Here is a 17,300-nt window from a genome sequence, read left to right as displayed (position 1 = left end):
ATGAAATCCTTTTCTTTATCTATAGAAAAATATCACCGAAGCCTAAGCCCCAGTGATATTCTTTTCAGCAATAACGGTTAATTATTTAACTGCTGCTGTGTTTGGAAGAGCTTTAGCGTCAGCTTTAGCTGCTGCTGGAGCTTTTTGTTCTGCAGCTTTAACAGCTTTAGCTTCGTCTTTAGCATCTTTGTTAGCGTTAGCTTTATCAGTAACTACGAATTCATCTTTGATGATGTTTCCGTTAGCGTCACGTTTTGGTTCGATGTGTTCACCAGCATCTTCAAATTTTTGTTTAGTTGAATCTGCGTCAACGTTGTTAAGACCATCTTTAGCAGCTTGAGTAAGTCCACCTTCGTTGTTTGTGAAGAAGTCGCTACCAGTTGCTGCTGTAGTGTTATCAAGGTTTCCTGTGTGAACGTTACCGTCGTTAGCGAATACTGCAGCTGATGATGCGAATACTGCAAGAACTGCAGCTGATGTAAGCAATACTTTTTTCATAATTGTTTCTCCTCTAATGGATTATTATATTTTATATCAGGACCTCCCTGACATTTATAGATTATAACACTATTTAGGGATATGTCAACAATTTTTTAAAAACTTTTTTAAATTTTTAATATATACTACAATTCCTACGAACAAAGGAGTCGACAGGCATGTTATTACCCAAAAACAATTAACAGTTTTTAATCTTAGTGTTATTTTGAACTATTTATTATGCGCTATCTTAAGTTAAAATACACACCTTTCTTCATATATAAAAATAAAACCAGTAAAATATACATTCATTATCATAAAAAACAATGGCTAGAAGAGTCCTATAAAATAACCAAATCTAAGTTATTTGAGGTGTAGAACAATATCAACTTTCAAGTTATCGCACCTACTTATTTTCTGGTATTTTTGGATGATAAATACATAATATGCAGAACTTTAGTTTATTCCATTAGATAAAAATTAGGATTTATGAGAGTCGTTTTGTTTGGGAATCCGTTTACATCAGTTAGAATTATGAAAAAATAAGCTGCTATCTTATTTTTGATAGAGTTTAAACTAAAATTTTTTTAAGAAAATGATTTTGACAATTTTTTCGTATACACTATGAGTAACTCCTAAAATAAGGATTGTTTTACTTCTCTTATTTCAGACGAAATAGTTCTTCCACTTGTTTATTAAAGACTTGTGCTATTTTTAAAGCCATTTCCAACGAAGGGTTGTAGCGATTATTTTCTAAGTGAACAATCGTTTCTCTCCGTATTCCTACTTGATCTGCTAAATCTTGTTGAGTCATCCCATAAGCTTCCCTTACTTCTTTCAAGTTAGTCTTTATTTTACTTTCTTTCGCCATATTTCATCCCCTTTTTTCAGTGATAAAGTAAGTAATGGCAAATAATAAGAGTAAAAAAGCCACCAAAATATAAAGAAATCCAGCATTCAAAACAAAAACTTTACAGACGGCTATCAAGGTTGCAATTCCCAATAATATAAAGATTGCTATTGTAAACAAAATGGAAGAGGACTTTGCAATATTTCTATAAAATCGTTCATCGGGTTCTTCATTAATTCTCTTGAATAAGAAGTAAAACATTAATAACAACTGAACACTTAATCCAATTCCTAACATTATATTCTTAATCAAAGAACCAGGAGTTAGAAGCCAAACTCCAATAGTATAAATCGAGGACGAGAGAAATACAAGCACTGTATATAATTTTGCAGTAATCCCAAACATATTTTTCTCTTTCTTTTGATAGGTTGATTTTGAGAGGACCGATTGCATCGTACAAGCCAAATACGTAGGAAGCCAAGACATCGTCATAATAGCACCTTTTGCTAGAATCGGTAGGTGATTCCCCAGCAATAAAACTAAACATACAACAATAAGCACGCTAGCGATATAAAGGATTATCTTTAAGTTCTTCGACATTTTCATTTTCGTCGCCTTCTTTCACCATGTTATAAATACATCACACCTTATCTGTTATAAATATATCACATTGTTATAAGAATTTCAAGATGAAGACAAAACTCTAGTAAGATTTTGAACATTTTTCAGAAATCTATACAAAAAAGCACCCATAGGGCAAACCTGTGAGTACGTTGAAACGTTGATATAATCGTATCGATTAACGTTTTGAGTGCAGTGGTTGCCATCCAATCAAATGTCGCTTCGCTTATTTTCTTGGGGCAACTATGCATAGCATATCTCTATGCGACTAAAGTCGCTAGAGCTATCCTAATTGCGCACCGCCAATTCTCATACAAAAAACACCTTGCAAGTTGCAAAGTGTTTTCGTTTGTACTCTGCTGTCCAGTAACGAATTAACGTTTAGAGAACTGGCTAGCTTTACGAGCTTTCTTAAGACCTGGTTTGACAAGGCTTTATTTTAAGCAATTTTAAAACAGCTTTACATCAAATTCTAGCAGACTTGTACTGCTTTTTTTATTTTAAAAAAATTGAATAAGTTTGTTTGAAATAGGGAAATTTCAAGTAAACAACTTAGCTGTTATTACTACCGAATAGAGTTTCCCACTGAGTTATTGATAATGGGAGTATGGGTTTATTTTTCTTGTAAAAATCTAATAGGTCATCATTATTTATTCGAATCACATTATCAATCTGATCTATATTAATTACTTGCGGTACATATAGGTAAACTATATATCCCTCTTCAACATATTGTTTAAAATCTAAAGCATCAAGTACTTTCGCTTTCTTGCCCTTCACCTGGACCACAGCTTTCCTAAAGTTACCAACCTCTCTAGAAATCATTTCACACTCGATCTTAATTGTAGTAGATTTATTTGCTATTGAATTAGATAGAACATAGTAGTTCTCTTTTATTTGCAAATAAGATATCACAAGTTCCTCTAAGTCAAAATCTGGTAGATTATCCAAAAGATTATCCTCATATGGAATAACCTTATAATATTTACTGTTCGATAATTGATTAAAAATTGTTTTCGAATACTCAATTATTATTCTATCACGAATTCTTTCAACAGTACCACCTCGAGGTCTATTAAAAGACGATTTAATTTGTCCAGGTACTTGCATTCCAAAATTATAAGCTTCTACTGGTAAGACTGCTCCAATATCCAACCGTTTATCACATAATACTTCAACAGGCGAAATGACTATACAAATCCAATAATTACCATTCAGATCTCGCGTCCAGAATAAGTCGTCTACTTCAGCATCCCTAAAAACGTTAATTGCTGGATTAGCTCTTCCAGACAACTCTTTAACCCTATGATAATACTCTTGAAAACTCTCACGATAGAGATCTTCACTCTGACTACTCCACCCAATAGCAACATACTGTTTTTTACTATTTAAACAGAAATCTACCAATCCCTGCCTGAAGTCAGTCCCAGTCTTCAAATGTAATCTTACTACATAATCCATGAATTTTGCCTCACCTAAGGATATAATGTTTATTTTTTTAATTTCCTAAATTATCAAACACCATACCAAGTTTTTCTGAGTTACATGACATGAAAAATCTAGCTTAATTTGACAATTTAGGTATACCTCCCCGTTAACACAAGAAAACTACTGGTCTAGTTGAAATGCATTTGCTTATTTGTCTAAAGAATTAAGAAAGCCAGGTAAGAAAATATCAAATGTCTCATGATTTAACTTTACAAATTTATTCTGACCTACTTTTCTTGTTGTAGTAAGGCCAGCTTCTCGCAAAGTTTTAAAATGATACGAAGCAGCTGATTTACTAATAATGAGCAAATCGCCAATTTCTCCACAACTTAGTTCAGTATTCGCTCTGTACAGTAATCTAATAATTTTTAGACGAACATTATCTGCTAATGCTTTAAAAATTTTAACTCTTAAATCATCTTCGCTAAGGTTATATTGTTTCATAGTCATAAAGTAATTTTACTATTGAAATAAACACTTGTCAATTTTTTGTACGGCCGTCGTTGACTTTTCTGCATTATAGTGATAATATAAAGTTTAATAGTTAAATAATTGTTTAACTATTAAATTTAAAAAGGAGGTGTTTTATGAAACAGAACTGGATAGCAATTATTACGTAAAGTATCTATTTATAACTTATAACAAAAATATTCTTAGAAAGTGATGTTAATATACAATGAAAAAATACTCTCTTTTGTTCTTCTTAACAATGTTCATTATAGGAACTGATACATTTTTAATTTCTCCACTGCTTCCAACTTTAGCAAACCTATATAATATAAATTCTTCAGTTTCTGGTTGGATGGTCAGCGCATATGCAATAGGTTATGCTGTATTTGCCCTTATCTCAGGCCCAATTTCAGATGGTCGTGATAGAAAAAAAGTAATGACTTATGGGCTGATTGCTTTTACCATTTCAACTTTTCTATGTGGTTTTGCAACAAGTTTTCCTTTAATGCTCCTTTTTCGCTTATTTGCAGGTATCAGTGCTTCATTTATAACTCCACAAGTTTGGGCTTCAATTCCTATTGTTGTTGATAAAAAGTATATTGTGCAGGTTATGGGATATGCGACCGCTGGTTTATCCGTTTCTCAAATGGCTGGGGTACCTATTGGTGGCTATCTGGCAAACTTTTCTTGGCAAACTCCCTTTTATACGATTGCGTTTGCTTCCTTAATACTTCTCATTTTAATCCATATTTTTCTACCAAAACTTGAAATTGGAAAAGCAAATAGAATTTCTTTTACAGAGGCTTATAAAAATATCCTAACTAATAAAAAATCAGTTAGTTATCTAATTGCTTATTTTGTTTTTCAAACAGGTTCTTTTACAGCCATTACCTTCATATCTACATGGTTTACCAATGACTTTAATATGAGTTTAACTAACATTAGTACTGCAATTATAGCTATTGGTGCAGGTAACTTATTGGGTTCTTTATTTGGAAGTCAATTGGTTAAAAAATTTGGTTTACAAAGAACTTTTAAAACTGAATTACTTACATTAATTATCCTCTACCTTATTCTACCTTTTGCTAATAATTTTTGGGTAGCCGAAATTTTATTAATAATTATCTATATAAATAATGGATTTATTTTTCCTTTGTTTATGGCGACTTTGCAAGGTACTGTTGAAAATGCACGAAGTACGATTTCTTCATTATCAAATGCAGTAATGTATTTAGGTGAAACAATTGCAGGTATAGTGGGAGGAGTTCTCTTTGTGAAATTTACAGGATTCTCAGGAATTTCTGTTTTCGCAGCTATTATGATTGCCTTATCATGGTTATTGTATGCACAAGCAGGGGCGTTTAAGAAAGATAAATCTTAAGCTCAATATTTTAATTCTAAAAACAATATAAAATAAAGAGGTTGGAACAAAAGTCTGACCTCAAATATAAAAAGCGAACAAAACTAGTTTTCTGGCTTTAATAACAGTCTCTATCCTTTAGGTGAAAATACCGATTTTATGGTATAATAAGGATAACTCTATACAAGGAGGTGTGCCATGACTCTTGATGTGAATAAAGAAGAATTAACAATTTTAGGGATTCCCTTTGATAACTTTTCAGATTTTGATACTGTCTGGTATGCTATTGGGTCATCAATGATTGAAAATTATGAACCTACTGTTCAAGATGTGATTGATTTAAAAACTTATGTTATCAACAAACGAAAGGAATTGAATATTGGTTAAAAATCAATACGAAGGCTATGAGTACATTGACCCCAATCACCAATATACCTATCCAAATTCTACAGTCTTAATCAACAAACAAAATATTACAAAAATTGAAGAAGCCTACCGGAATGAGCATTTATTCGTTACTAAAAGGCTTGCAGACTTGCGCTTGAAAACCATTGAAGTCTACTCCATTAGTGATATTTTAGCCATTCATAAATATTTATTTCAAGATGTCTATGCTTGGGCGGGGCAATTTCGCAAGGTGAATATCTCAAAAAATGGGAATCCTTTTATGTCAATACAATCTTTCAGTACTGCCCAAAACTATATCAACCATCTTATTCATACCTATTATCAAACTGCTAATTCAAAAGATGAGATTATTAAACAATTAGCAAAAATTCTTGATAATCTTAATTGTTTCCATCCCTTTCGAGAAGGGAATGGACGAACTCAACGAGAAGTTATTCGTTCCTTAGCACTATCAAAAGGTTATTCTGCACAAGTACGCGTGGAACAAGATGATGAAGTTTACAATCTTTATATGGATGGGACAGTCTATGGGGACTTAGGAAAGTTAGAAGAACTACTTGGCAAAATACTGGAAAAATTGTAAATTAATCTACAAAAACACTTGTATATTTTTTAAATATCCTAAATATCACAGAAAATTATAACTTACTCAAAACTTAAAGACAAAAAGCTTCTGAAATCTAACGTTTCAGAAGCTTTCTTCTTATCATAAAACGACTGCAACTATTAATCGATACCACATTATCTATATTTATTAAAATAATTAATGTTTAAGTAGTGGTCCGCTAAGATGAAATTCAAAATTTGTAACATCAACTAAACCAACAACTTTGTCACTTTGATATAATTCCATCAAAAATTGTGCCATCTCTTCACTTGTGTGATATTTAGCAAAATGCTCATCATAATTGTATTCTTTCGAATCTGTAGCAACTTGACCGAATTCCGTTTTTGTGGCAGCTGGAGCTAAAACCTTAGCTTTTAATTGATGTTGATTTGCCTCTAGTTCCAATGCCAAGCCTTCTGTAAAAGCACTGACATAAAATTTACTTGCACAGTATGTAACTGCATTTGGAACCATCATGTATCCGCCTCTAGATGATAAGTTAATCAATTGAGCGCCTTTACAATCTTTATAATCTCTCACATATAGAGTTGATAGAATTGTTAAAGCTTCAATGTTTAGATGGATTAATGTTATTATCTTTTCTAAATCTTGAGATTCAACCTTATCATAATTTCCAAAACCAGCATTATTTATTAGAGTAGTAATGTGATATTTTTTCAAGCTTTCATAAAGATCAAAAACATTACTGGACTTCGATAAATCAACAACTTTAATAACAATATCTAAATCCGGATAATGGTTCAAAATATCTTGCTTCAATTTTTCTAGTCGTTCTTGACGCCGAGCAATTAAAATAAGATTCGTTCCTAATTTTGCAAATTGTCTTGCTGTCTCCGCTCCTATACCAGCACTGGCTCCAGTAATACAAGTATAATTCTTCGTTTGTTCCATACTATTTTCTCCTTTACAGATTGCTATTTGCATTTTTTATAAGAGTCGCTGCTCCCATTCCGCCACCTACACAGAGAAGCGATTCCATAATTTCCTTTATTTTCAATCAACTCATAAATTAGAGTACTTTATATCAAATTCCTTTGATGCTATGTATTTTACATAGTAAAGTGCACTTTATGTCAAGAGAAAACTGAAAATTTTTCGATTTTTTTAAAATTATGCTAAAATATTAAAAAAAGGGGGAAATATTATGGCTCACTATTCTATTGGAGAATTTGCTAAAAAAACTGGACTTTCTATTTCCACACTTCGATACTATGAGCAAGAAAAATTGATTTACTCACACAGAGAAGAAAATAATCGTAGATACTATGATGACTCTGATATAGCGTGGACTCAATTCATTATTAGATTAAAAAAGACGGGAATGTCTATTAAAAATATGCAAGAATACGCTGACCTAAGATATAAAGGAGACTCCACAATTCCTCAACGACTTAGACTGCTATTTTTTCAACTTGATGAACTTCATAAGCAACAAACTGAAATTAACCAACATATTGATTTTCTTGAAAAGAAAATTAAAACTTATTTAGGTATTAATCCTAATTAGCACCATTATTATTTTCTTTATCTAAAAAAGGGATTGAAAATAAAATTTCAATCCCTTTTTATTATGCTATTTACTCTTATTTTCCTAAAAATTAATACAAATCAGCAAAAATAGAATTATTCATACTTATTTTTTTCATTATTCCTATTGAACTAACTGATTTACTCTGTGCTTGGAAAAAACAACAAAAATTGGAATTGGCAAAATTCAATATTATCCAATCTGATGAACAGTATATTTTTACTTATATTGATACAAAAGGGAATGTTAATAGTCCCTTACACGCTGATTATCTTAATAATAAGATGAAGTCAGTCGAACGCCGTCATAAGGAACTAACACACGCTACACCTCATAAATTACGTCATACGGGTGCAACTCTTGCCAAACAATTTGGCACATCACTAGAGGACATTTCAGAAGCTCTAACGCATAGCGATACTCTCACAACTAAGACCTATGTCAACACTTCAAATGTCATACCAATGGCTGTTGGTGAAATTGCCTACCGTAACCTTAAAAAGTAATGGTGTGAATTTGGTGTGAAAAGTGGTGTGAATTTTGCTAAAAAAACATCAAAAAACACCCCATGGTGTGAACCATGAAGTGTTGATAAATGCTGTATTGTAGCCGTTTCTTAACGTTTAGAGAACTGGCTAGCTTTACGAGCTTTCTTAAGACCTGGTTTCTTACGTTCAACCATACGTGCATCACGAGTAAGAAGTCCAGCGCGTTTCAATGAATCACGGAAGTCTGGGTCTACTTGAAGAAGTGCACGAGCGATACCGTGACGGATCGCACCTGATTGACCAGCGTATCCACCACCTACAACGTTAACGTGTACGTCGTATGAACCTTCAGTTGAAGTAACTGCGAAAGGTTGGTTGATAACGAGACGAAGGTCTGCGTGTGGGATGTATTCTTCTACATCTTTTTTGTTAACAGTGATTTTACCAGTACCTGGAACCAAACGTACGCGTGCAACAGCGTTTTTACGGCGTCCTGTACCTGCATATTGTGCTTGTGCCATTATATTAGTGCTCCTTTCCTCTTAGAATTAGATAAGTCCTGAGATATCAAGTACTTCTGGTTGTTGTGCAGCGTGAGTGTGCTCAGCTCCAACGAAGACTTTCAATTTCATACCTTGTGCGCGTCCAAGAGTGTTGTGTGGAAGCATACCTTTAACTGATTTTTCAATCAAACGAACAGCGTTTTTAGAACGAAGTTCACCTGCTGAGATTTGTTTCAATCCACCTGGATACATTGAGTGAGTGTAGTAGATCTTATCAGTTGCTTTTTTACCAGTCAATTTAACTTTTTCAGCATTGATAACAATTACGAAATCACCTGTATCAGTGTGTGGTGTGAAAGTTGGTTTGTTTTTTCCGCGAAGTACGCTAGCAACTACTGCAGAAAGACGTCCAAGTGGCACATCAGTTGCGTCAACGACATACCATTTACGTTCAACTTGGCCTGGTTTAGCCATAAATGTTGTTTTGTTCATGATTTCTCCTATATATAGTTCGATTTTTGTTTACGAGTGATGGGTGTTCCTTCCCATCGAAAAGTATTTGGAAGGTTCCGGGGCCTTTCAAATGGGGTAAACAATACCGTTTAACATAATATCAAAAAAACACGTCCAAGGCAAGTCATTTGGAGGTGTTTTTCTTTTATTTTTTTAGCCTCTGTTTTATAAGGTAGGTAATAGAATTAACCCTCAACAACCTCTCCTCTAAGGGATGCAAACTAATCCTCAGATTCCCAAAAAAGCTGGTCTAAAGTTTTGTCCAGAGTTTTGCAGATAGCAATACACAGATTTATAGTCGGGTTGTAGTCTCCCTTTTCAATAGCAGAGATGGTCTGACGAGAGACCCCTATAGCATCTGCTAAGCCTTGTTGAGTGAGGTCTTTTGCCACACGCGCTGACTTCATTTTTAAATTTTTCATTTAAAAAACCTACTCTTCGTCTTCCTGTTCTTCCAGACGGTTTTTCTTGATTCTGTTAATAATAACCCATCCTTCATAGCATACAGTCAAACTCATTGTCAAAGATGGTACAGTGGCCATAAGATTCTTACCCAATCTAAACGACTGTACTAAAATTAGTAACGATACAAAAGTTCCACCAAGTAACATTACCCAGGAAAATATTAATACTTTCTTCTCAATTTTTTTGTCCAATAAGAATGGGTGCCCATTACGTGATACGCTATGCACTACGACCACGCACATAGAACCAAAGAAAGTGATGAATAATAATGACTGAGCTAATTCTAGGGAGTGTGTCTTACCAGTAACCAGAATCGTTACAAATATACCAAGCATGGCTACCCAATAAGCTATAGCAGCTGATTCTGCACTGATTAATCGAGCACGTTCATCCATCGTGCTAGCTACTTTCTTCTTTGACTTCTTCATTTTATTTCCTCCATTTTCTAGATTAATTATAGCATTATTTTACACAATGTCAACTATATCATTCATTTTGTATAGGTTATGTTTTTATTTGCTATTAACATATCATTTTAGAAAACAAAAAATCAGATAGGAAATCCTATCTGACACTTTTTCTATCTAGCTTCTTTACCAATCGTAAAGACGGCCAAGGTATCCGGTCCAACATGGGTAGAGATGACTGGCCCAAGTGGCATAATGAGAACTTGCTCAATGCCGTCAACTGCTAACAAATCTTCTTTGAGTTTTTCTGCTGATTCGATGTCGTTAGCATAAGCGACAATCGCTGTGCTATGTCCAATATCCTGAGTAGCATGCAGAAACATTTCCTTAATAGCTTTTTTACGTCCACGGATTTTGGCCAAAGGAACCAACTTACCTGAAGCATCCAGCCAAAGAAGGGGTTTGATATTAATCAAACTACCAATAATGGCTGAACTCTTAGAAAGACGCCCCCCACGCATCAAATGGTAGAGATCATCAACTAAGAAATAGGTCCGTAAACGTGGCAAAATAGCCTCAATCATAGCTTTCGTTTCAGATAAGCTCTTACCTTGGTCACGAGCTTCTGCCGCCAAGATAGAGAGATAACCTTCCCCACCTGCTGCCGCCAGGGTATCTACAATCTCAATGACAGCCTCTGGATATTCATCCAAAATCATGTCACGTGCTATAACAGCACTTTGATAAGTACCTGAAAGCACTGATGAGAAGGCAATATAAAGGAGGGCATCACCATTTTTGGCGTGACGATGAAAGACCTCTTCAAATTGACCAACATTCACCTGGCTCGTAGTCGGCTGAGCACCTTCTCGCATACGTTCTAAGAGACGGTCACTGGTTAAACGGTTAGGTCCTACGGTCTCATAGGTAGTCTCATCCAGAGTAATAGTCAAACCAACGAGTTCTACCTCATTTTCCTGAGCCCATTTTTCATCTAAATCTGCTGTTGAATCTGTCAAAATTTTGAATGTCATATGTCCCTCTATTCTATTTCATTTAAAAGATCCTGTAATTGACCTAATTGTGTATCATCCCATGGACCTAACTTAGGTGTTTTTAAGTCAATATGTGCCGACATCTTGTCTAAGTCCGATTTAACGGTATTGACACGTTCTTCCAACTCACGTGCTGAAACACGTAAAGCTCCCTGAGAAAATATAGCCCATTGTTCATTTAGGTCACTGGTTGCTACCTCAACTAGATGTTGAACGGTATTCATCTCAGCTGCTGCTCGCTCAATGTAGCTATCTGCTGTCTCGTCTTCCTCAGTAAAAATAACACTGATACGATATTGGTCATAGCGCTGACGGGTTCCTGGAACGAACTGAGCATCAAATACACAGATGACATCAATATGTTCAAAGTTGGCATAATGATTAAGCTTACGAAGCAGTGTTTCACGAGCTTCATCAAGCTGATTAGTCTTAAAGAGTTGACGGGTTTCTTGCCAAAAGGCAATCATGTTATAACCATCAACCAAAAGTATTCTTTTTTTCATCGTTACAATCGGTTTCGATAAACTTCATACATGAGTACTGCAGCTGCCACGCTAGCATTAAGGCTCTGTACATGGCCACTCATAGGGATAGTAATCATTTCATCTACTTGTTTTTTGATGTTAGCAGAGATACCTTTTCCTTCATTACCGATAATCAGAGCAAGTCTCCCAGCGGTGTTCCATTTATGAGATGGTGTACCATCCATGTCTGTTCCAAATATCCAGAAACCTGCTTCTTTAAGCTTATCAAGAGTTTGACTAAGATTAGTCACTCGAGCAATGGGAATATGCTCCACTGCTCCTGTTGAGGTTTTGGCAACGACAGGTGTTACCCCCACAGCACGGTGCTTAGGAATAATAATACCTGTTACCTCAGTAGCATCGGCCGTACGCAAGATGGAGCCAAAGTTATGAGGATCGTTAAGTCCATCTAAAATAAGAATGAGAGGATTTTCCTCTTGATCAGCCTTGTCCATAATATCTGAGAGCTCAGAATAAGCAAACTCCGACACACGAAGAACAAAACCTTGATGGACAGCTCCACCTGTCATATCAGATAAGGTTTTCTTAGGTGTCCAAGAAATAGATACCTTCTTTTCAGCTGCCAAAGCCTTGATAGCATCAACATTCTTCCCTCGAAGATCATCTTGAATATAGAGTTTATTACCAGTATTAGCCTCGAGACTTTCTGTTACAGCGTGCACGCCATAAACAATGTCTAGACTTGATTCTTTAGTTGTTTTCATAAGCCCATTCTATCATAAAAAAGGCCCTCTTACGAGGGCAAAGCATATTAAATAAACGTAATTGCTGCTAGATAAAGCACGAGAAGAACAAGAACAACGGTTGCAGCAGCCAAGGCTTGTTTACCGACCGTATCTGGATCTGAGATTGTCTCTGCAATCTTTCTAGCAGCCTGAGTAATGGTTTTACTTGCTGCTTGGAAAATATCAATTGAACCAGAGCTTGTTGTATTACTTCCAGAAATCGCTGAAGACCAACCACTCAAAACCTCAGCAATTTGATCTGCTAATTGCTGTGTCAAGGCTCTAGTTGTCTCAGCCAACTCATTAACTGCTGTAGCCTGAATGTGATTAGCTGCTTCAGTATAGTTGTTTACACTAGTATTATAGGTTACCGGTATAGTCATTGTTGTCGTGGTCGATGGGTACTGGGTCCTTGGATAACCACCAGGAGTCACCGGCAGATCTCCATCATTGAAGACGCTAAATGTTTGTGTCAGATAATGGATATTATTATCTGTATCGATCAACTCAAAGGTCATCTTATGGATACCAGTCGTTTGCTCTGCCAAGTGGTAGGCACTCAAACCAGCATTTACTTCATCCAAAGTTCCTTCAACAAAGTAGCTATGGTGAATTTGTTTCCCATCAAGAACAAGATTAAGACCCTTAATCTTCTTACCGTCCATCTTATTAACATCGAAGTTGACGTTAAAGATTTCACCACGTGCCAAATAGAGAATATCTGTATTTCCTGTAACAGCTGGGTGATCTTCAAGAAGAGAACCGGTACTATCACGTTTAGGAACTACAGTGTAAACTTCGGAGGTGATTGGAGTCGCTAGAATCTCTGAGATAAGCCCATCCGTAAAGGTTACTTCTGACGAATAAGTCAAACTCTCGCTCTGCAACATTGAAACCACTACAGAAGTTTCAAAAACTTCAGAAGTTGATGTTGAATCTTTCCATCCAACTGTGAGGACAGTCAGACTCTCCTCTGTATTTTTATTTGACTGACTTGCTTCTGCGTTCGTTGACGCAAGAGAGCTGGCAGTGCTTGCAGCTTCTGAAGCAAGTTCGGAAGTTGCAACGGCTTGGCTAAAATTAGTAGCACTTACAGATGTCGTATGAGAATTTAGGGAAGAAAATTCCGATTTTTCAATAGCATGTGTATTCCCAGCAAGTTCAGAGGTATAAAGTGTACTTTCACTTTTATACATGGATGTCACCGCTTGAGATTCAGCTGTCGCTGTAGCCTCACGAGACTTATCATAAGTAAGCACAATGTTTGGCTTGGCTTGCTCAGAATCAGATGCCGGCTTTGCATCACCTCGCTCAGATGTCGCTGTTGAACTACCTGCACTAAAAGCTTGTACTTGAGCCCCTTCTGAATGAGGTGTAGCCTTAGAAACTCTTGTCTCTACGATATCAACTTGAGAGTGCACTTCAAGAAGTCCCTCATCCGTTTCACTCGAAGAAACGACCATTAGTGATGTTGATGTCACTACTGAAGTTACTTGACTCGCTGGCTCTGCCTTTGCTTCCACTGCTGAAAAATCAACTTGGGAAGCAAGAGGAGCTGGAGCTGGAGCCTCACTATTAACATAATCTATATTAGCTTTGTCAGGACTTGCCTGAACTTCATCTGCTTTACCTGTTTGTAGCGTAAAACTAGATAAAATCAAAGCAGCAAACGTTGTATATAAAACTTTTTTCTTAGCTATTTCCATTCACCTCCTCATTTTTTATATGGCTTTATTTATTAATATTATAGACTTTTTTTAGTTTCTGTCAAATTAGTTTTATTAAAAAACGTTATAATATCAGGGTTTTACACGTGTCAGACCCTCCTTAATTTTCTCATTTTTGACCTTCTAAATATCAGTTTTATCTTATTTTTTATTGGCAAACCGCTTAATTTCTTTGATTCTCAAATCATTTTGATTTTGAGGATTTTATGCTACGACTAATAGGAGTTGTAAGATAAGCAAAAAATCCTGCAATGGCAGAATTTTTTAGATTTCTCTTTCAACTTGATCAATACACCAAGTAATTAATTCTTCTAAGCGAGTCAGGTCTTCGGTCATATGAAGATAGCCCATGACGGCTTCGAAGCCTGTTGACATTTTATAAGTAATAACATCCGTATTTTTAGCCTTGGTGTGACTATGGGCATTACGACCTCGTTTGTAGATGTCCAGTTCTTTTTCAGTCAAGACTTCTTGATCTAGCATTTTTTCAATGAGACTAGCCTGAGCTTTGGCCGAAACATAGCGTGTAGCTAGACGGTGCAGTTGATTTGGCTTGGTCTGACCTTGAAAAATCAGGTGACGACGAATGTACAAGGAATAAACAGCATCTCCCTCAAAGGCAAGTGCAATACCATTAATAAGGTTGACATCAAGGTGTTTAGTCACGTGTCCACCTCACACCATCCTTGGTATCAAGAAGTTTGATACCTTGAGCAGCCAACTCATCGCGAATACGGTCCGCTGTCGCAAAATCCTTGTTAGCACGCGCTGCTTGACGCTCTTCAATGAGTTTTTCGATATCTTCATCAAGGACTTCCTCTTTGAAAACAATTCCAAAGACTTGAAGTATTTTTTCAAAAGCATCTTTAACCGTTTGATCATAATGGCATGAATTAATCCATTTGGCCATGTCAAACAGGACAGTTACACCGTTTGCTGTGTTAAAGTCATCATCCATAGCTTCCTGAAAAGCGTCCAGATAAGTTTGTAACTCAGCTTGGTCCACCTGACCTGTTAATGGAAGACTGTGGGTATTTTTCAAATACTTAAGATTAACTTCAGCATCATGGATAGCTTTTTCGGTGAAGTTAATTGGCTTACGGTACTGTTGTGTCGCTAGGAAGAAGCGAAGCACTTGACCATCAACTGTCTTAAGCATGTCATGAACCGTTACAAAGTTACCCAAAGATTTTGACATTTTCTCATTGTCCACATTGACAAAACCGTTGTGCATCCAGTAATTAGCGAAGGTCTTGCCAGTCTTGGCTTCTGATTGGGCAATCTCATTGGTATGGTGTGGAAACTCCAGATCTGCACCACCACCATGGATATCGATAGTATCTCCAAGAATTTCAGTCGCCATAACGGAACATTCTATGTGCCAACCAGGGCGACCAGGTCCCCAAGGGCTATCCCAAAAAATTTCGCCTTCTTTGGCTGCTTTCCAAAGGGCGAAATCCAAAGGATTTTCCTTACGAGCAGTTTCAGCATCCGTACGACCACTAGCACCAATTTCAAGATCTTCCAAGGTCTTGTTAGCTAACTTAGCATAATTTTTTGACTTAGCTACTCGGAAGTAAACATCACCTTCAGAGACATAAGCAAACCCTTTGTCAACCAAGGTTGACACAAATGCAATGATTTCATCCATATAGTTAATAACACGAGGATTCTGTGTCGCTGGTTTGATGCCAAGCTGTGCAGTATCTTCCATAAAGGCTGCGATAAACTTGTCTGATAATTCTTTGGTCGAAATACCAGCTTCATTGGCTGCCTTAATAATCTTATCATCTACATCTGTAAAGTTAGAAATGTAGTTAACAGTGTAACCACGATACTCAAAATAACGACGAATGGTATCAAAAGCTACTGTTGAACGGGCATTTCCGATATGAATATAATTGTAAACAGTTGGTCCGCAAACATACATATTGACAACATTCTCTGTCAAAGGTACGAAATCACGGAGCGAACGTGTCATCGTATCATAAATTTTAATCACTAGAGATTCCTTTCAATTAACTGGAAGCTATTTTTTATCCCTGATATGGTTTAGGTATAAACATAAAACTACAACAAGGACGATAATCAATAAAGCCGAAACCAACTTACCTTGAGCCAAGAGAGAGACGACTGATACAAAACTTCCCACCATATAGAAGACCAAAAAAGGATTATTTTTGAAAAAATGGTTCATGATTCAGCTCTCACTTATGACGTTGCTTGTAAACAAGACCTGCCCATAAAAGAGAAATACAGAACCATAAAGCTGCCATGCTATAATCAGCTCGGTGTAAAGCAATGTAAACTAGAGCGAGCGGACCTACAACAGTCAGTCGAGTCACCTTTGAACTAAAGAGTTTCATCTTTTTCTTTCCTTATAGACGTGATGAGTGAAAGCTAGCCGCTTTTAAATCTTCTAGCTTTTCGATATAGTACTCACGGCCTTCCTCAATGTCATGAATCACTTCTTCATCTTTTTGACCATGAACACGTACAACCTTAGCAGGAACACCAACGACCGTAACATCTTCTGGAACATCCGCAACAACCACAGCTGCCGCACCGACTTTGGCATTCTTACCAATTTCAATAGGACCTATAACCTGAGCATGGGCTGAAACCAAGGCACCCTCACGAACGGTTGGGTGACGTTTTCCGACATCTTTACCAGTACCACCTAAAGTGACACCGTGGTAGAGCATGGCTCCCTTCTCCACAACGGCTGTTTCACCAATGACAAGACCAGAACCATGGTCAATGAAAACACCTTCGGCAATCTGAGCCCCAGGGTGAATCTCAATCTGAGTCCAAAATCGCCAAAATTGACTATGCATACGAGCTAAAAGTCGGCAATGGTGGCGCCAGAGAAAATGTGAGATACGATGAGCTGCCAAAGCCTTTAGACCAGGATAGGTTAAAAGAACCTCCAAACTTGTCCGAGCCGCTGGGTCATTTTTCTTTACAATATCAATACTTTCTTTCCACCACCCCATATAGGTCACTCCTTATATCATTATTGTTTACTGTGGCCTTATTATCTTTTCAGAGGTTTGATAATA

The 17,300-nt window shown here is 36.4% G+C and carries 21 protein-coding genes and 1 pseudogene; 5 read left to right on the top strand and 17 right to left on the bottom strand.

Annotated features, from left to right (window positions below; all coding sequences use genetic code 11):
- Positions 1-81: 81 nt before the first annotated feature.
- From QRD39_RS09015 to QRD39_RS08995, 5 genes are all read right to left on the bottom strand, one after another.
- Complete coding sequence (locus QRD39_RS09015; RefSeq protein WP_008536262.1) at positions 82-498, bottom strand: LPKTxAVK-anchored surface protein; 417 nt, start codon at positions 496-498, stop codon at positions 82-84.
- Positions 499-1,138: 640 nt separating this feature from the next.
- Positions 1,139-1,348 (bottom strand): helix-turn-helix transcriptional regulator, encoded by a 210-nt coding sequence (locus QRD39_RS09010; protein ID WP_002886384.1) that lies wholly within the window; start codon positions 1,346-1,348, stop codon positions 1,139-1,141.
- 3 nt (positions 1,349-1,351) lie between these two features.
- Positions 1,352-1,933 carry a hypothetical protein gene (locus QRD39_RS09005; RefSeq protein WP_285956281.1) on the bottom strand — a complete coding sequence of 194 codons (582 nt, stop codon included), beginning with the start codon at positions 1,931-1,933 and terminating at the stop codon, positions 1,352-1,354.
- 567 nt (positions 1,934-2,500) lie between these two features.
- Positions 2,501-3,409, bottom strand: coding sequence for a ribonuclease D (locus QRD39_RS09000; protein WP_285956280.1), 909 nt, complete (start codon positions 3,407-3,409; stop codon positions 2,501-2,503).
- A 174-nt stretch (positions 3,410-3,583) separates the two neighbouring features.
- Positions 3,584-3,886 (bottom strand): ArsR/SmtB family transcription factor, encoded by a 303-nt coding sequence (locus QRD39_RS08995; protein WP_008536253.1) that lies wholly within the window; start codon positions 3,884-3,886, stop codon positions 3,584-3,586.
- Between the two features lie 226 nt (positions 3,887-4,112).
- On the opposite strand from QRD39_RS08995, the gene QRD39_RS08990 reads away from it, so the two are divergent.
- From QRD39_RS08990 to QRD39_RS08980, 3 genes are all read left to right on the top strand, one after another.
- The gene (locus QRD39_RS08990) at positions 4,113-5,267 is read left to right on the top strand and encodes an MFS transporter (RefSeq protein WP_008536252.1); all 1,155 of its coding nucleotides are present in this window, start codon (positions 4,113-4,115) and stop codon (positions 5,265-5,267) included.
- Between the two features lie 177 nt (positions 5,268-5,444).
- The gene (locus QRD39_RS08985) at positions 5,445-5,633 is read left to right on the top strand and encodes a hypothetical protein (protein WP_000171299.1); all 189 of its coding nucleotides are present in this window, start codon (positions 5,445-5,447) and stop codon (positions 5,631-5,633) included.
- On the top strand, positions 5,626-6,237 hold the full coding sequence (locus tag QRD39_RS08980) for a Fic/DOC family protein (protein WP_285956279.1): 612 nt from the start codon (positions 5,626-5,628) through the stop codon (positions 6,235-6,237). The genes QRD39_RS08985 and QRD39_RS08980 overlap by 8 nt, the downstream gene beginning before the upstream one ends.
- A 180-nt stretch (positions 6,238-6,417) precedes the next feature.
- Here QRD39_RS08980 and QRD39_RS08975 read toward each other — a convergent pair whose 3' ends face one another.
- Positions 6,418-7,173, bottom strand: a complete 756-nt coding sequence (locus QRD39_RS08975; RefSeq protein ID WP_008536250.1) for an SDR family NAD(P)-dependent oxidoreductase — start codon at positions 7,171-7,173, stop codon at positions 6,418-6,420.
- Positions 7,174-7,426: 253 nt separating this feature from the next.
- Between QRD39_RS08975 and QRD39_RS08970 the strand changes: the two genes are divergently transcribed.
- Both QRD39_RS08970 and QRD39_RS08965 read left to right on the top strand, forming a co-directional pair.
- A complete protein-coding gene (locus tag QRD39_RS08970) occupies positions 7,427-7,789 on the top strand; it encodes a MerR family transcriptional regulator (RefSeq protein WP_002888280.1) in 363 nt (120 codons plus the stop codon).
- A 134-nt stretch (positions 7,790-7,923) separates the two neighbouring features.
- Positions 7,924-8,316 (top strand): annotated as a pseudogene (locus QRD39_RS08965) (tyrosine-type recombinase/integrase); the annotation flags it as partial.
- Between the two features lie 110 nt (positions 8,317-8,426).
- Here QRD39_RS08965 and rpsI read toward each other — a convergent pair.
- The 11 genes from rpsI to cysE all read right to left on the bottom strand — a co-directional run bounded on the left by rpsI (position 8,427) and on the right by cysE (position 17,234).
- Complete coding sequence (rpsI, locus tag QRD39_RS08960) at positions 8,427-8,819, bottom strand: 30S ribosomal protein S9 (RefSeq protein WP_002888293.1); 393 nt, start codon at positions 8,817-8,819, stop codon at positions 8,427-8,429.
- Between the two features lie 27 nt (positions 8,820-8,846).
- On the bottom strand, positions 8,847-9,293 hold the full coding sequence (gene rplM, locus QRD39_RS08955) for a 50S ribosomal protein L13 (protein ID WP_008536246.1): 447 nt from the start codon (positions 9,291-9,293) through the stop codon (positions 8,847-8,849).
- A gap of 242 nt (positions 9,294-9,535) precedes the next feature.
- The gene (locus QRD39_RS08950) at positions 9,536-9,736 is read right to left on the bottom strand and encodes a helix-turn-helix transcriptional regulator (protein ID WP_002886373.1); all 201 of its coding nucleotides are present in this window, start codon (positions 9,734-9,736) and stop codon (positions 9,536-9,538) included.
- A gap of 9 nt (positions 9,737-9,745) precedes the next feature.
- Positions 9,746-10,207, bottom strand: a complete 462-nt coding sequence (locus QRD39_RS08945; protein WP_285956278.1) for a hypothetical protein — start codon at positions 10,205-10,207, stop codon at positions 9,746-9,748.
- 152 nt (positions 10,208-10,359) lie between these two features.
- The gene (locus tag QRD39_RS08940) at positions 10,360-11,220 is read right to left on the bottom strand and encodes a DegV family protein (protein ID WP_285956277.1); all 861 of its coding nucleotides are present in this window, start codon (positions 11,218-11,220) and stop codon (positions 10,360-10,362) included.
- 8 nt (positions 11,221-11,228) lie between these two features.
- Positions 11,229-11,744 (bottom strand): NYN domain-containing protein, encoded by a 516-nt coding sequence (locus QRD39_RS08935; protein WP_008536242.1) that lies wholly within the window; start codon positions 11,742-11,744, stop codon positions 11,229-11,231.
- 2 nt (positions 11,745-11,746) lie between these two features.
- Entirely contained in the window at positions 11,747-12,490 is a 744-nt protein-coding gene (gene rlmB / locus QRD39_RS08930) for a 23S rRNA (guanosine(2251)-2'-O)-methyltransferase RlmB (protein WP_285956276.1), read from the bottom strand.
- Between the two features lie 47 nt (positions 12,491-12,537).
- The gene (locus tag QRD39_RS08925) at positions 12,538-14,217 is read right to left on the bottom strand and encodes a hypothetical protein (protein WP_285956275.1); all 1,680 of its coding nucleotides are present in this window, start codon (positions 14,215-14,217) and stop codon (positions 12,538-12,540) included.
- A 285-nt stretch (positions 14,218-14,502) separates the two neighbouring features.
- Positions 14,503-14,904, bottom strand: a complete 402-nt coding sequence (locus QRD39_RS08920) for a Mini-ribonuclease 3 (RefSeq protein WP_021144836.1) — start codon at positions 14,902-14,904, stop codon at positions 14,503-14,505.
- Entirely contained in the window at positions 14,897-16,240 is a 1,344-nt protein-coding gene (gene cysS, locus QRD39_RS08915; protein ID WP_285956274.1) for a cysteine--tRNA ligase, read from the bottom strand. Before cysS ends, QRD39_RS08920 begins: the two co-directional genes overlap by 8 nt.
- Before the next feature lie 376 nt (positions 16,241-16,616).
- Complete coding sequence (cysE, locus tag QRD39_RS08910; protein WP_143566822.1) at positions 16,617-17,234, bottom strand: serine O-acetyltransferase; 618 nt, start codon at positions 17,232-17,234, stop codon at positions 16,617-16,619.
- Positions 17,235-17,300: the final 66 nt, after the last annotated feature.

Origin of the sequence: Streptococcus raffinosi (assembly GCF_030284685.1) — a bacterium.
Classification (GTDB): domain Bacteria; phylum Bacillota; class Bacilli; order Lactobacillales; family Streptococcaceae; genus Streptococcus; species Streptococcus raffinosi.
The sequence above is the reverse complement of the archived record's forward strand: the minus strand, read 5'-3'. Positions and strand labels throughout refer to the sequence as shown.

What these genes read in the sequence shown, in the direction of transcription:
- QRD39_RS09015 (WP_008536262.1), bottom strand. Translation starts at nt 498, where the DNA reads ATGAAAAAAGTATTGCTTACATCAGCTGCAGTTCTTGCAGTATTCGCA.
- QRD39_RS09010 (WP_002886384.1), bottom strand. Translation starts at nt 1,348, where the DNA reads ATGGCGAAAGAAAGTAAAATAAAGACTAACTTGAAAGAAGTAAGGGAA.
- QRD39_RS09005 (WP_285956281.1), bottom strand. Translation starts at nt 1,933, where the DNA reads ATGAAAATGTCGAAGAACTTAAAGATAATCCTTTATATCGCTAGCGTG.
- QRD39_RS09000 (WP_285956280.1), bottom strand. Translation starts at nt 3,409, where the DNA reads ATGGATTATGTAGTAAGATTACATTTGAAGACTGGGACTGACTTCAGG.
- QRD39_RS08995 (WP_008536253.1), bottom strand. Translation starts at nt 3,886, where the DNA reads ATGACTATGAAACAATATAACCTTAGCGAAGATGATTTAAGAGTTAAA.
- QRD39_RS08990 (WP_008536252.1), top strand. Translation starts at nt 4,113, where the DNA reads ATGAAAAAATACTCTCTTTTGTTCTTCTTAACAATGTTCATTATAGGA.
- QRD39_RS08985 (WP_000171299.1), top strand. Translation starts at nt 5,445, where the DNA reads ATGACTCTTGATGTGAATAAAGAAGAATTAACAATTTTAGGGATTCCC.
- QRD39_RS08975 (WP_008536250.1), bottom strand. Translation starts at nt 7,173, where the DNA reads ATGGAACAAACGAAGAATTATACTTGTATTACTGGAGCCAGTGCTGGT.
- QRD39_RS08970 (WP_002888280.1), top strand. Translation starts at nt 7,427, where the DNA reads ATGGCTCACTATTCTATTGGAGAATTTGCTAAAAAAACTGGACTTTCT.
- rpsI (WP_002888293.1), bottom strand. Translation starts at nt 8,819, where the DNA reads ATGGCACAAGCACAATATGCAGGTACAGGACGCCGTAAAAACGCTGTT.
- rplM (WP_008536246.1), bottom strand. Translation starts at nt 9,293, where the DNA reads ATGAACAAAACAACATTTATGGCTAAACCAGGCCAAGTTGAACGTAAA.
- QRD39_RS08950 (WP_002886373.1), bottom strand. Translation starts at nt 9,736, where the DNA reads ATGAAAAATTTAAAAATGAAGTCAGCGCGTGTGGCAAAAGACCTCACT.
- QRD39_RS08945 (WP_285956278.1), bottom strand. Translation starts at nt 10,207, where the DNA reads ATGAAGAAGTCAAAGAAGAAAGTAGCTAGCACGATGGATGAACGTGCT.
- QRD39_RS08940 (WP_285956277.1), bottom strand. Translation starts at nt 11,220, where the DNA reads ATGACATTCAAAATTTTGACAGATTCAACAGCAGATTTAGATGAAAAA.
- QRD39_RS08935 (WP_008536242.1), bottom strand. Translation starts at nt 11,744, where the DNA reads ATGAAAAAAAGAATACTTTTGGTTGATGGTTATAACATGATTGCCTTT.
- rlmB (WP_285956276.1), bottom strand. Translation starts at nt 12,490, where the DNA reads ATGAAAACAACTAAAGAATCAAGTCTAGACATTGTTTATGGCGTGCAC.
- QRD39_RS08925 (WP_285956275.1), bottom strand. Translation starts at nt 14,217, where the DNA reads ATGGAAATAGCTAAGAAAAAAGTTTTATATACAACGTTTGCTGCTTTG.
- cysE (WP_143566822.1), bottom strand. Translation starts at nt 17,234, where the DNA reads ATGGGGTGGTGGAAAGAAAGTATTGATATTGTAAAGAAAAATGACCCA.